The organism is Aureispira sp. CCB-E, from assembly GCF_031326345.1.
Lineage (GTDB): Bacteria > Bacteroidota > Bacteroidia > Chitinophagales > Saprospiraceae > Aureispira.
In genome coordinates this window covers 3,144,703-3,158,154 of record NZ_CP133671.1, presented here as the reverse complement: position 1 = coordinate 3,158,154, position 13,452 = coordinate 3,144,703, and the positions used below count along the sequence as shown (strand labels likewise).

21 protein-coding genes are annotated in these 13,452 nt (G+C 37.6%); 18 read left to right on the top strand and 3 right to left on the bottom strand.

Going from position 1 to position 13,452, the window contains the following annotated elements; genetic code table 11:
• Positions 1-151: 151 nt before the first annotated feature.
• The 3 genes from QP953_RS12070 to QP953_RS12060 form a co-directional block, all read right to left on the bottom strand.
• Positions 152-580, bottom strand: coding sequence for a hypothetical protein (locus tag QP953_RS12070; RefSeq protein ID WP_309555229.1), 429 nt, complete (start codon positions 578-580; stop codon positions 152-154).
• Positions 577-924 carry a DUF6864 domain-containing function gene (locus tag QP953_RS12065; protein WP_309555227.1) on the bottom strand — a complete coding sequence of 116 codons (348 nt, stop codon included), beginning with the start codon at positions 922-924 and terminating at the stop codon, positions 577-579. Before QP953_RS12065 ends, QP953_RS12070 begins: the two co-directional genes overlap by 4 nt.
• 90 nt (positions 925-1,014) lie before the next feature.
• A complete protein-coding gene (locus QP953_RS12060) occupies positions 1,015-1,431 on the bottom strand; it encodes a hypothetical protein (RefSeq protein WP_309555225.1) in 417 nt (138 codons plus the stop codon).
• Between the two features lie 432 nt (positions 1,432-1,863).
• On the opposite strand from QP953_RS12060, the gene QP953_RS12055 reads away from it, so the two are divergent.
• From QP953_RS12055 to QP953_RS11970, 18 genes are all read left to right on the top strand, one after another.
• Complete coding sequence (locus QP953_RS12055) at positions 1,864-2,091, top strand: hypothetical protein (RefSeq protein WP_309555224.1); 228 nt, start codon at positions 1,864-1,866, stop codon at positions 2,089-2,091.
• Positions 2,082-2,357, top strand: a complete 276-nt coding sequence (locus QP953_RS12050) for a hypothetical protein (RefSeq protein ID WP_309555223.1) — start codon at positions 2,082-2,084, stop codon at positions 2,355-2,357. Before QP953_RS12055 ends, QP953_RS12050 begins: the two co-directional genes overlap by 10 nt.
• A 10-nt stretch (positions 2,358-2,367) precedes the next feature.
• Positions 2,368-2,673 carry a hypothetical protein gene (locus QP953_RS12045; protein ID WP_309555222.1) on the top strand — a complete coding sequence of 102 codons (306 nt, stop codon included), beginning with the start codon at positions 2,368-2,370 and terminating at the stop codon, positions 2,671-2,673.
• A gap of 34 nt (positions 2,674-2,707) precedes the next feature.
• A complete protein-coding gene (locus QP953_RS12040) occupies positions 2,708-2,914 on the top strand; it encodes a hypothetical protein (RefSeq protein WP_309555221.1) in 207 nt (68 codons plus the stop codon).
• 11 nt (positions 2,915-2,925) lie between these two features.
• Entirely contained in the window at positions 2,926-4,023 is a 1,098-nt protein-coding gene (locus QP953_RS12035; RefSeq protein WP_309555220.1) for a hypothetical protein, read from the top strand.
• Between the two features lie 216 nt (positions 4,024-4,239).
• Positions 4,240-5,697, top strand: a complete 1,458-nt coding sequence (locus QP953_RS12030; RefSeq protein WP_309555218.1) for a hypothetical protein — start codon at positions 4,240-4,242, stop codon at positions 5,695-5,697.
• Positions 5,660-6,127 (top strand): hypothetical protein, encoded by a 468-nt coding sequence (locus QP953_RS12025; RefSeq protein ID WP_309555217.1) that lies wholly within the window; start codon positions 5,660-5,662, stop codon positions 6,125-6,127. The genes QP953_RS12030 and QP953_RS12025 overlap by 38 nt, the downstream gene beginning before the upstream one ends.
• A gap of 27 nt (positions 6,128-6,154) precedes the next feature.
• Positions 6,155-6,562, top strand: a complete 408-nt coding sequence (locus QP953_RS12020; protein WP_052600312.1) for a hypothetical protein — start codon at positions 6,155-6,157, stop codon at positions 6,560-6,562.
• Between the two features lie 41 nt (positions 6,563-6,603).
• Entirely contained in the window at positions 6,604-6,852 is a 249-nt protein-coding gene (locus QP953_RS12015) for a hypothetical protein (protein ID WP_052600313.1), read from the top strand.
• Positions 6,853-6,869: 17 nt separating this feature from the next.
• Positions 6,870-8,069, top strand: a complete 1,200-nt coding sequence (locus QP953_RS12010) for a hypothetical protein (protein WP_309555215.1) — start codon at positions 6,870-6,872, stop codon at positions 8,067-8,069.
• 206 nt (positions 8,070-8,275) lie between these two features.
• Positions 8,276-9,250, top strand: a complete 975-nt coding sequence (locus tag QP953_RS12005; RefSeq protein ID WP_309555214.1) for a hypothetical protein — start codon at positions 8,276-8,278, stop codon at positions 9,248-9,250.
• Positions 9,251-9,470: 220 nt separating this feature from the next.
• Positions 9,471-9,617 carry a hypothetical protein gene (locus QP953_RS12000; RefSeq protein ID WP_309555213.1) on the top strand — a complete coding sequence of 49 codons (147 nt, stop codon included), beginning with the start codon at positions 9,471-9,473 and terminating at the stop codon, positions 9,615-9,617.
• Entirely contained in the window at positions 9,618-10,517 is a 900-nt protein-coding gene (locus QP953_RS11995) for an LPD1 domain-containing protein (protein ID WP_052600324.1), read from the top strand.
• 328 nt (positions 10,518-10,845) lie between these two features.
• Positions 10,846-11,157, top strand: coding sequence for a hypothetical protein (locus QP953_RS11990; RefSeq protein ID WP_309555212.1), 312 nt, complete (start codon positions 10,846-10,848; stop codon positions 11,155-11,157).
• A 17-nt stretch (positions 11,158-11,174) separates the two neighbouring features.
• Entirely contained in the window at positions 11,175-11,315 is a 141-nt protein-coding gene (locus QP953_RS11985; protein WP_309555210.1) for a hypothetical protein, read from the top strand.
• Positions 11,316-11,348: 33 nt separating this feature from the next.
• The gene (locus QP953_RS11980; protein WP_309555209.1) at positions 11,349-11,762 is read left to right on the top strand and encodes a hypothetical protein; all 414 of its coding nucleotides are present in this window, start codon (positions 11,349-11,351) and stop codon (positions 11,760-11,762) included.
• Positions 11,763-11,764: 2 nt separating this feature from the next.
• Positions 11,765-12,730 (top strand): hypothetical protein, encoded by a 966-nt coding sequence (locus QP953_RS11975; RefSeq protein ID WP_309555208.1) that lies wholly within the window; start codon positions 11,765-11,767, stop codon positions 12,728-12,730.
• A gap of 2 nt (positions 12,731-12,732) precedes the next feature.
• A complete protein-coding gene (locus tag QP953_RS11970; RefSeq protein WP_309555207.1) occupies positions 12,733-13,452 on the top strand; it encodes a hypothetical protein in 720 nt (239 codons plus the stop codon).

The window sequence follows — 13,452 nt, the reverse complement described above, 5'->3', positions numbered from 1 at the left end:
TGTTCACAGGTATAAGAGTAAAAAGGGGGTATGATGTAGATTTACACTTATTGGGTCGTATTGAAGGAAACAAAAAAATATAATAGGTTATGTTTTTATAGAATAATCAAATTTATACTCAAAAAAAATATGTACTTAGGTAAAAAAAAGCTTAAAAGCTTTGTTCTTTCTTTTTATTAAAAAATGTTCTTGCATAAGGGAAAAGGATATTTACCAAAGCACTTAGAAATAATAAAAACGCACCTGTATATAATAATGTGGATGAGTAAGCAGGAGGAGAGGTTGAAGTTATTTGATTGATAGCAATACCTAAGACAATTGTACCTGCTATACTAATGCATGCAGAAACAATAGCAATAAATGGAGCTGTTTTTTGATGCTCTAATTCTGCTTTTAAATCAATAATCTCAATTTGTTGTTGGGTTGCTTCCCTCACTTTTATATTATGCGTATTCAGCAACTGCCGAATAGCTATAGGATTGTTTTCTAAATCTTCCACGGTTATTGCATTTAAGTTACCTCCTTCATAGATTGTTCGTTCATCTATATTAGGGAGTGTTATTCCTGTAGAGCCACTCATTGTTCCATTGATTTAGTAAGCCATGTATATTGTAATGTATGTCCTGTTTCACCAAATAATGTACTAACTCTATACGTTAAAGATAACAATTTCCCATCAAAATAGCCAAGTTGCATAGGGATTTTATTTCCTAAAACATTTCCTGCTAAGAAATTATAAAACGTTAGCTTAAGTCTAGAATCATTGACTTTAGAAGCTTCTATATGATGGCTTTTATAAGCAGTACTATTTTGAAATGAAATTTCAATTTCAATTGTACTAATATAGAATACAATTGGTTTTCCATGTATTCCAATCACCGAACCACTATCAAGTACTTCATATTCTCCAACTTTTATTTTCATTATTTGAAGTTGTTATATAGAAAAAAGGGTTTTATACTCAAAAAAAATATGTAACTAGTCAAAAAAAAGGAACAATGTTCCCTTCTCTTTTTATCGTTTTAATAATCTGATAATTTCTTCTTTGTCTTCTAGTGATTGTCTTAAATGCTCATTCTCTCTTATTAAATGCTCTAACTTAACCTTCAAAACCTCTGATGTATCAGAAACACTAGTATTGTTTCCTGTATTACTCACTTGATTAATAGTGCCCTCTTTATTTGTAATACTCTGAATATTATTAGTACTACTTTTAATAAGCATTTGACCTTGTCCTTCTAAAATCCAATCTATACTAATTTGAGTATTATACTTTTTCAAAGCTCTTACCATTTTCATAGATAAATTATTACTACCATTTAGGTAACTAGTATAGCTTTGAGGTGTAGTATACCCTAGTATTTCTGAAAAGGTTTTTTTATTAAATTTTAAAAAAGACCTTACTTCTTCAACTCTTTCTCTTTCAGTCATTTGCAATTTTATATACTATTTTACATTGATTTAAAATAGAATTTCAAATTTAAAATTTTGGTTTTGTAAAATTTTTAGACTACATTTGTTTTAACAAAGGGAGGTAGTCAAGCAAACAAGCTCCATTTTTAACAAAAAAGCAATTAAGCAAATACACATATACAAGGGTTATTGTTGCCAAAAAGAACTTTCAAAGATTCTTTTTAGGCTACTCCATGTAGACGTATGTAGACCAATGTAGACAAATATCCAAACATCACAAAAAAATGTAAATAGTTTTTCATGTTTCTTTTGAGGGAAAGGAGGGTGAAATGATTGGGCGTACTGTGTGGTATTGCGACCTTTTGAGGAAGAGGCAGCAACTAGAGAGCGATCTCTAGCGTCCAGCGCTAAGTATAGGTCAAGTTGAGTGTTTCTAAACAAGGAAAGCTTGTGGACAAGCTACGAGCTTCCTTTTTTATCACTTTCAAAGCCTATCAAAATAATAATATAGTTCACTATTCTAGTGCCTTAATGGAAGGCGGCTTTACGTCCCGAGGTCAAGGGGTTCGATTCCCCTTGCTAGAGCTAAAAATCCAATTTATTTTATCAGAAGTAGTGTGTGCCGTTCCCAATTCGGTATGGGCGAAGCCATGTCAAAATTTAAGTCTATGGAAATAAACATCAACCACAAAGAGCAAACATTTTACCAATATGTGTTAAATACGATGTCTGTGGCAGACTTTAACACTTTACCGAGCCAATTAGAGGCAAGTGCCCGCATGACCACCATGCGCTTGCAAAAACCTAGTAAAATGAAACTGTCAATGATTCAAAAACTGGAAAAAGTATTGGGAGTGCCGATCAAGGAACTGGTGGACCAATACGAAATCGGTTTTGATGTCTTGACGGTTCGAGAATACAAACAATTAATTCAAGCGGACTAAAAAAAGGTGTATGAATGGACAACAAGAAAAGCAGTTAACCGAAGCAGAGTACCAACGTATTATAGCGCAACAGAGAGCAACGATTGAGCTATTGGAACAAGAGATAGAGAACGGAAAAATATTTGAACAGAATTTTGTCAACACAGAGAAAGCAGCGATTCTTTTGTGTGTCAAACCAAGAACAATTCGAAAGTACAATTATGAAGGCAAACTAACAGGCAGAAAACACAAGAAGGAAAGCCGCCTGTTTTTCGCCCTTAAGGAAGTCTTAGCCTATCGGAAAAAGGTCTTTCGACATTGGGCTTCTTTTGATTAAATCAATTATTGAAAATTTAGAAAAACAACATCCTATGCTAGTAACCTTTAGAAAAATAAGATCGAACAAACACGAGTTCAGAGCACAAGATAAGGACAAGGTATATCAAGGAAGTTTAGACGCTTCTCCTTCTGATCGAGGCTCTACCTTGATCAGTATAACATCATACCCTTCCTTAGACAAAGAAAAAGCAGGGGAAGTGATGAGCAAATTCGTGGAGTATAAACGACAAATGAACTAAAAATAAGAACAATGTCCAAAACAAAATATTATCACTTATCCCTCCAACACAGCCAAGGAGCAAGGTATTTATACTTTTTAGTCAATGATGAAGCCGAGAATGGCGTTTCTGTTAATGTCAACAAAGCTTGTGTTCTTTTTGACAAAGAAGAAAAAGAAGGCTTTTTAGCGGTTCCCACCTACTTAATAGAGGACTTGGAACGAGAAATAACCGTTTTTGAACAAGGCGATGAAGTTGTTTTTAATACGCCAGAGAACTTGGAGCAATTGGGCTTGCAGGAGGAAGAAGGCGTCTTGGTTCCAATGCAGCAATATTACGTACTTCCAACCGACTATAACAAAGAGGAAGACAGCACCTTTTACTTTTTGCACAAAACTCAAGAAGAAGATGAGTGCATTACCAAGAACCTACGCCAGGCAAAATTGACCACCGTATACGCTGAGGATTTTAAGTACCTGTTTCTCAAAAAAGAACGAATGGAGGCGCTTAGCGTGGATTTAGAAGCCCAGTCAGGAATTGGTGTCAACAACACGGCTGAAAATCGGGCAGCTTTAGGCTTGGAGTATGATGAGGACCTTACTTTGGTACGAGTGGAGGAAAAAGAGGCAACAGAAACGGAGGCAGCGCCCGAAGAATCGTCCGTTAGCTATTTGGGGATCGGTTTAAAAGCCTTGAGTTTATTGATGGACCTTAGAAAAGCTTACCGACAAGCTCAAGCGCCTTCTGCCCCAAATCCACCGTATCGAACAATCAATGATTTAGCCCAGCAAATTCACCAAGTCAATCGAGAGAAAGGTTTTTGGGATAAAGAGCGCAATGTCGGCGAAATGTTGATGCTGGTGACCTCAGAGCTAGGAGAAGCGATGGAAGCGCATCGAAAGGGTAAGTTTGCGGATTGGGAGGCGTATTCCAATGAAGTTTCTACGATAAAAACAGCTCCTTTGTCTTTTAAAAAGCACCTCAAAGATAGCTTTGAAGATGAGCTGGCAGATGCCACCATTCGGCTGCTCGATATGGCAGCAGGGTTAAAGATTGATCTAGACAAACACATTCAAGCGAAATTGGACTACAACCGCACTAGAGCCCGCTTTCATGGAAAGCAATATTAAGAAAATGGTCTAAGGACTAAAAGAAAAGCCATAATGGTCAACTGGAAAGGTTTAGAATGTGTGTGTGTTCGCATTCAGAAGGGTTCAATTCTCTTCCCAGTTACGAGAAATCAAGCGCAAGCGGATTCGTTACGGCGACGTATATGCCGATAGAATTTTACTGTTTTTAACAAGAGGGCAATCGAAGGAAAGACTTGCCCTCTTTCAACCCAATCAATGAGTCAACAGATAGACATACAGCCAACGGTTTTTAAAGGTTCCCTTGAAACGAGTTTTTTTGATATGATCGACAAAAAAGCGACCTATCACGCAGGAAAAGACAAGATGGAAACCTATCAAAAAGAGCGCAAAAAAGGCGACAAGCGAGTAACGCCGTACACCCACGATTTATTTCACGCCATCATTCGAGCCGTAGCGCCCACGATGGAAGACATCAAAAAGCATCAACGGGAGCTGTACGAGGAATGTCGAGCAACAGGACAGTATTTTTGTTTTACCACCATTCCAAGTTTGCAAACGATGTTAAACGACACCCAGCACCACGCCGCCTTGACTCCAAAGGACAAGACCGTTTACAATCAAATCAAATTGATGTTGGAGATCGGCATTATCACTGAAAAGGTGAACTATGTTCAAACAGGACATAGAAACCCGTTTCCCTGCGAAAAAAGCCCCTCAGGACGAGGCAAATTTCAGTTGTGGATAAACCCAGAGGTGTTGTGTATTAAGGCAAAATACGAAGGATCTGCGGCTTCTGATAATGCCTCTTTTTTTGAGGCTATAGGGAAAAGTTTACCGCAATATAGAACAAGTTCTTTACTATATAAGGATAAAGAACTTAAATCAATAACCAATACTCCTTTGGATGTGGATAAAGCGGCTTTGCCTGTCGGCAAGTTGAATCCATCCAATATTCAGGATAAAGGACGAGAAATCAAGTCGAAGCCTGTGGCATTTCCAACTTTTCCGCCGCAAAATTGGAGCAAAAAACAATTTTCTAGCTTCAAGCTGTGGGAATTGATGCGCTACAATTTGTATCAAAATCGAGTGTTTAACGAGCAGACCAATACAGAGTGTCAGTTGCTGTTAGAAAGTCTCTTGGATCAAGCAGAAAAGCACGTACAGGCCTATCGAAAAGCAAAGATTCAAAGCTTTGAGCAAAATCCCGCTTATTTGGTAGCGAAAAACCAACCAAGGATGCTCAAAAACTTTGCGGCAAGGCTGCCAAATGTAGAGCGCTCTGCGGTGGAAATTGTAGCACATGCCATTATCAAGCAAGAGAAACATGCCCAAAAGAAAGGCTATACCCTCTGGTATCCTGTGAATTATTTAAACTCCATCGCAGCCCAAAAAGCCTTTGGCTATTCTGTGGACGATTGGGACAGGATTCAAGCGAACTATTTTGATAAAAACCGCTCGTCCAAAGCCTATTTTGAGCAAATCCAATGGATGAACAGTCATTACAGCAAAATGCTAGAATTGTTGCCAAGTGATGGTGCCAAACGGGTGTACGAGCTGACCAACCAAGCTTATTGGAAATGGTACCAAGGAATCAAACGAGATCCAAACCTCAGCGAATCAAAAATCAAAGAACTAACGAATTTATTCATACAAAAATTTAAACCATTGCTAAACGATGAACACCTCCAACGCCAATACCAAGCCGAAAGCTAAAGTGCAACGAAATTACATTGCTTATGTGCATATTCGGTGGAAGAACCAAACCAACAACAAAGCGATGAAGATAGAAAATGAGAAGCAGCTCAAGAGTGTTGAAAAATATTTGGTCAAGTATCGACACTCGTGGAAATGGGCTAGCTTAAAAACATTACATACAAATAAAGTCATCCATTATTATCATCCGAAAACAGGTGTTGAACGCTTGGATTTAAAAACCTACAAAGCGCAATTTACTGCCTACTCCTTGTACATCATCCCGACCAGCTCCTACAAGCGCAAAACGGGCATTGAAAAAGGAATTAGCCAACGAATTTATGATTTAGAGCAAATCCATCAATACTGGACAAAAGATGTGTTGAGAATAGATGTTTATCTGGAGGGCAAGAAAATTAATTCGTATGAGAATGGTCGATTTTTAAACTAATACAACATGTTTTTAAACTAAGATAACATGAGTGATTACAAACTATACACAAGCCTAGAGCAGCAACGAATTCCTTTGCAATTACAACGCTCGCATTGGCAACAGCTGCACGGATGGTTGAGCAACTACCTTAGAAATGGCACTGCGCACAACAGTTTGGAAGCGTTGATCCAATGTGCCTTGACTCAAATTTACATCAAGGTATCCAAGCAGCTGGAAACCTTGGCAAAAAAAGGCAAAGCCCTACCAAGTTTTTCGACCCTTCATTTGACGCCTTTGGAGAAATATTGCTTTCGCTACGTGTTTTCGATTGAGTTGGCAATTTTGGAGGAAGAGCAGGAAGATACGACCTTTTTCATAGCGTATTTACAACCCATTTTAGACCACTTACAAGCACATGAAATCAATTCTAACACAGGATTGAGCAGCATTTAGAAGATATTTATTTATTGATAATTGATAAAACAACATAGAAAATGGCAGATAACAAGCAACACAGCCCATTCAGTGCAAAAGATTATGTGATTCAACATTCAAAGCAACTGTTAAAAGAAGCTCCGTTGTGGGCTTTGATTAGAACCGATAAAAACGGTGCTATTCACATTCATACAGAGAGCAAAGCTCAATTTCTGGCTTTGATGTTTGGGGTGTTCAAAGAGGAACCAGAATTGAAGGAAGATTTGGATATGATGTTCAAATTCGAGGCACAACGAATTAAAAAATAAATCCATTAAAAAAGGAGTTGCTGTCACTTAATCCAGCAACTCCAAGTAAGAGCATTTTGAAAGACAAAGATATGACAACTTTTAGAGAAAATCCATACGCCAAGGCACGGAATCTGCTCAATGGCTGGATATTTAGAACGAATTTGAATAAAACCCTAGATTCAAAATTTAAGCACAAACGATTTTCTGAGCGTTTTGCTTTGGCAAACAATGCTTTTTTAAGCTTGGGTGTGGTGGCACAGCTGGCGAGCATGACCACGGCATTTGTGATGCTGTCTTATTTGTTTGTGAGCACCCCTACTCTCGTTCGCATCGTCGCTTCGATTACTCTGTTGGTAGCGATTGAGGTGATCAAACGTTTATCGACCAACGATGCGATGCAAGGACTTTTTCAGTATAAAAAAGTCGAGCCTTTTGCGGCTGTCTTGGGCTTGGCGACGCTAACGGTGAGCATTTACATTGCAATTGAGGGGGCTAAGATTTTGCCGAGTTTGCTTGTTGATGATGCGATCCAGGAGCAACCGAAACAAGTTGAACCTGATGCGATCAATGAGGACTATGATGGCAGAATAGCCGCCTTGACGTTGGAGCGTGATACTTACCGAGAAAATCGTCTTTGGAGGGGTCGCTTAAGAAGTGAGGATGCTGCAATCATTGAGCAATACAACGAAGATATCCAAGTAGTACAAGCGCAAAAGGATGCTGCTTTGGTGGAGTTAAAGACAGAAAATAAGGCAGCGAGAGACCAGGCTTTTCAAGTTTTTCAAGAGCGCTCTGATGCGGTGAAAGTAGAGCGAGCCGATTTAGGACGACAGCTGGTCACGGCTGCGATTGGTTTTGAGGTTTTGTTTGTGCTGTCGATGTGTTTTTCTTGGTGGTATTATACGGAGTGTGAGAAGGAACGGCAGGATCTCAAGGAAAACATTGAACAGCCGATAAACACAGGAAGTACTTCTAAAGTTAGTACTGAAACTTTGGAAGTAAATTCGAATACTTTGGAAGTTGAAGTGGTTGGTGCTAGGGCAAATAAGAAGATCGGATTCAAAGATTATGAGGAACAGGACAAGGCTCCTCTTGAGGTTGAGAAGGTGAAAAAAGATTATACTCGGATTTGTGTTCGTTGTTCTACGCCTTTTGTCCATAAAACGCACAATCATAAGTATTGTACTCGGGCTTGTATGTTGGCAAATCGAGAGGAACGGGTTGGTAAAAAATAGCTTATTTACTTCCAAAGTATAACAAATACTTTGGAAGTTTTTTGTTTCACTGGAATGCCTATGTTTGCTGGAATACTTTGGGAGTAAAATTTGATTGTTTTGGTTGTTCTTTTAGATAGAAGGATTTTTTTATTTATTTGTTCTTAGAGTGTTGTATATTGGAGTTATAATGGCGTGCATATAATTTCAAAAAATCATTTTTAGAAATGAAAAAAAAGGAGGTATTATCAAAGATTCAGGAGTTACTAAAAAGTGGGCAAAAAGAAAATATAGAAATCGCTTGTATCCAAGCTGAAGCACAGAATATTTCTAAAGATGAAGTATTAAATCCTTGGTTAGAAATCATTGACGATAATGAATTAATTGCAAGTCCTCTTCTTAATATATTCTCCAAATTATTTAGCCAAAATTCTTTATGGCTAAATGGCTTAAAAAAAATTCCTCAAAATATAATCTTTCTACGCAATTTAAAAAATCTTGATTTAGCATATAACGAAATATCTACTCTTCCAACCAACATTGGGGAGCTACTAAACTTAGAAACCATGAATTTATCAGGGAATAATCTAAGCACTATCCCTGAAGGTTTACGTTTCCCCAAAAAACTTAAAACCATCAAATTATCAGGGAATAACCTAAGCACCATTCCTGATGGTATTGGTTTACTTAAAAAACTTGAAATTATCGATCTATGCAAAAATAAATTTAAGAGCATTCCAGAAAGCATCAAAAATCTAAAGTCTTTATCCGATTTAGATTTATCTCTTAATTATATAAATTGCATACCTAACTTTATTGGCGATTTGCAAAATTTGACTAGACTAGACTTAGAAGAAAATGCTATAAGTATTTTACCTATAAGTATCTCTAAATTACAAAAGCTAGATTATTTAAATCTTGAGGAGAATAAGATTGAGGTTATTCCAGAAAGTATCTATGAACTAAAAAATTTAACATGTTTACTCTTAGGTCAGAATAACATAAAATCTTTATCAGAAAAAATAGGAAATTTAGCAAAAATAGAACTTTTAGGTTTAGAAAGTAATCAACTGAATCAAATACCAAAATCAATTTCCAAGCTAAAAAACCTAAAAGAGTTATATATAAAAGATAATATGCTTTCTATAAGGGAAGTACAAAAAATAGAGAAACTAGTGCCGTGGTGCAAAGTAATTACTTAACAATAAACTGTAGACAACAACGTTTTCTATGTCCGTAAGATGGTTTAATAAATGGGGACAAAAAAAGAGTATGGATCACTTCTTAACATACTTTAGAAAATAAAAAAAAGTCCAAAAAAATACGCTACTAAAACAGGTGGGCGTATTTTTTTTGCTTGACATTGGGCTATAAAGCTGCTATATTAGGCGTTTTAGCATTCTTAATAAAAATAAAAGCACATTGAAAAAACTGAAAAAAACTAGAGCAAAACTTCGTTCAGGAGAAAAGATTGTTGGCAAGGGTGTTCCCGATTGTATGCTCAACCAAGAGCGAATTAAGAAGCTCAAGCAACTAAATTCTAAAACAGCCAAAAAACGGAAAAAATAGATGAAGATTGTTGATACATTAACTCCAGAGGATGGTTCCAACTTGGAACGCTGGTGGAAGTTTCAAGGTTTTGAGGCAATCTATAAGGAATTTAGAAAAGGAGCTGTTAACGATGATTTAAAGAGGATTAAAGACATTCGAGAAGTGTCAAAGGTTTTTCATTTAAAAGGCTATCAATTTGGGAATTGGGTAACACATGAAGACCGTTTTAATTACTTGGCAGCACTCACGGTTTGTCTTTACGATTTAAATCGAGTTCTACAATTTAAAGGCAACAACATAGGTTTAGATAAACACTTAGGGATTGCTTTTGGAGCGAGGGGGAAAAGAGGTGCTTTGGCTCATTACGAACCAGGTACCAATATCATTAACCTGACTCGTTATAAAGAAGCTCATCGTTTTAAGGATCCTTATGACAAAGCAAAACGTTTTGTTATTTCAGGAGGGGTTGGCTCTTTTGCCCATGAATACGGTCATTTTTTAGACTATTTCTTTGGCTCTAGAGTAGAAACACATAGGGCTTTTTCGTTAACTAATGGGGATTCTACAGATTTTAAACGAATAACCTATGATGCAAAAAAGTACCCTATGCGCCATTTAGTAGAATCTATTTTAGAAAAAGCTTATTGGGCACCGAATAAAAAGGAACATTCTGTTTATGCGAATCGGATTAAAGGTGCCTCTAAAGGTTTACTTCAAAAGTATTTTTTGCAACGGAATGAAATTTTTGCTCGTTTATTTGAACAATACATTTCTCACAAACTAAAAAGCTTGAAGATACAAAATGTCTTTTTGACCAAGACAAAATATAACAAGGCTCAATATATGACCCCAACAGAAATGAAAGCAGTGATTCCTTTGTTTGATAAATTGTTAGTACAGATGCGAAGACATTTTTAAATCCTATTCTCCTTACCATTAAAGAAAGCTGTTCAATTTTGGACAGCTTTTTTTATGCCTTTTTAGAAAGCCAAAAAATTACGCCCCTAAATCAAGTCCCTCAAAAGAGAATCCTTTTGATTGCCAAACAGCTGCTCTAACTTTATGTAAAACCAATTGATTAATTTAAAATAGTACTTCGTGGATTTTTTGCTTTGCTATCGCAAAAACAAAAAAACATCTTTGTATCCATATGATTATCAGAATTTCAAACGCTGAATATTTAAAATTTAGCCTACTAATAATCGTATGGATACGATTTTACCACGAAGTATTGAAAAAAAGCACCATGATTCTAGCCATTTGTATGCTAATCGTAGCAGGAATAATTTATTACAGTTGTCATCGAATTCCCCCCGATCCACTTTTTCCGAAGGAGGTTTGTATAGAAGAAAAGGATTTTTGGGAGAACGAGACAGGTGAAACGATTCAAGAAACAACCATGTACCCACTACAAACAGTCGCTGAAGCGTCCGAAACCTTAGTACTTCCTAAGTATTCCAGGAACCAATCCATCAAGGACCCCAAAAAAGCCATTAAAAAGCGTCGAAAAAAGCGCCGCATTGCCAAAAAAAGCCGCCAACAGAACCGCATTTGTTAACTCTTTAATCCCATACCATGAAACGACAAAAGACCGTTTTTATCTACCGACACAAAAGGCTTTTACGCCGTATTTCTGTTTGTCATTATGCTAGAATAGATCAGCGCTACCGACTCGATTTAGAGCCCAATTGTACCCATTTGCGCATCAAATGGTAAGCATTACTTTTCTCATTAAATCTTAAACCAAAAATGAAAACCATCAAATTAAAAAGAGGGGATGTGATTTCCCATGCGGGGAAAACTTACCGCATGAACAAAACAATTCATGCCAATGTCACGGCAGAACATCAAACGGATACGACTGTAACACCACGACAAGAAATCCCACCACCACCGATTCCAGAGCCCATCGGAAGGGCAAAAAGCGATCCTGCTCAAGGCGTTTCCAAAGCAAGGGTACTCGAATTGATTCAAGAAAAAATTAAAGTCTTGGAGCAACACGAAAATAAGTTGTTGATGGAGGGGATTTTTGATGTGGACGATGATTTAGGATTGATCGACCAGCAACGAGGGGAAAACTATAAAACGGCTTCTTATGCTGCTACGACCGTTCATATTATGGACTTAAAATCATTGTATAAAAAAGTTGAAAATCTAGCTTAAAAATGACCGATAAAAACGACGTAGAAAATGCCTCAGAAAATGAAGTTGTCAATAACTTTGTCAATGGATTAGAAAATGAGGTTGAAAATGCCAAAAACTGCATTTCTGACGTAGAAAACGCTTTAGAAAAGGAACAGACATTTTCAGAAAATGCCGCCACAATGGACGTAGAAAATGCGCCCACAATGGACGAGGAATTGGAGGAAAAATTGGACGAGGAATTTCCTTTAGAAGAGGAGGAAGATTGGGAAGAAAATGAAGCAGCCGATGCCTTTGATTTTCCTGATGATGAGTTAGAAGAACAAGACCCTTTGGATGAGGCAATCAATGGCGAGCCAGAAGAAAAACCAATCGACGAAGTGATTGGAGATTTAACAGGGGACAGCGTGAAAAACTTGGAGCTGCTAGAAGAATTAGGAGAAATTGCGATGGAAAAGATTGACGACTCCAAAGCTATGTTGTGTAGTGCCATTAGTGGAGAATCTCCTGCTCGATACGCCAGTGACAAAAAACTGAACAAAGCGTTGTTGAGAGCCTTTGCCAATTACATGCGGAGTAACCAGGTCAAAACCCCCAGTCCTTTGGGTTCTTTGTTGTTGGTGTTAGCCATGTGGGGACTGCCCACCTTGGGAGCGGCTTTTTATGATCGAAACAAAGCCAAAAAAGCGATCAAAAAGCAGGCTGCTCAAAAAGCAAAAAAAACAGCAGAGGGAATTGAAGATCTGGAAATAGAAGGCGAAGCTCAAAGCGATACGTCAGATCAATTGGATTACACACACTTGAAGGAGTATCAAGAAAATAGACGCCTGTTTGATATCCACAAAGAAACGGGCTGTTACAATCGAACCCCCAAAGGACAGTTTTGCAAAACCAGTTTAGCGACCGAAAAACCCAGTCCAGAAATTCAACAGATGTTGGATCAAGGATGGAGCAATGTAGAGATTCGAGCCGCTTTATACAACGAGTAAGTATGACAAACCATCCTTTTTTTTTAGCCTACTTTGGAAAACCCCATTCAGGCAAGACCTATGATTTGATCCAATTTGTGAAGCGTTGTGGACGAGAGACTATTTTTGTCTACAATTCTGGACACGAGAAAGATTGGATTGGCTTTATAGAAATTGAGCTTTGGTCGGATGCTAAAAGCAAGGAGCTGTATTTTACCTACAAAGGTCGAGACTATGTGTTTCACAAACACTTTATGAAAAAATTCAAAGGCAAACGAGTGAAAGCCATGATGGCTGATGAGAAGTTGACCGAACAGCTGCTTTATAAACGCTTGTCCAGAAAAGGCTACAAAGGCTTGTTTTTTATCATTGACGATGCTACCAATGTCTTTAGTTCTCAATTAACCCAAGCACAAAAAGCCTGTTTTTACCGAGCCAAACACGTTGGGATTTGGTTTGCCTTGGTGTTTCACGATCCCAATATGTTTCCCAATGGCGCTTGGGGAGCCTTGACCTTAGCTCGTTTTTTTAAGAACAATGTGTCTCCACCAAGAGGCAAAAAGAATGTCATTCCTCATTTTGACCAGGTGATGAAATCGTTTGAAATCTTGCAAGATGCGCCTTTGTACAGTCATTGCACGATTGTCATGGATACAGGGGATTTGAAGGTGAAACAACCAACCGCACCACGAAAAACTAAAAAAGGACCTTCAAAAAGGTCTCGTTCAACCACACAAAAATAA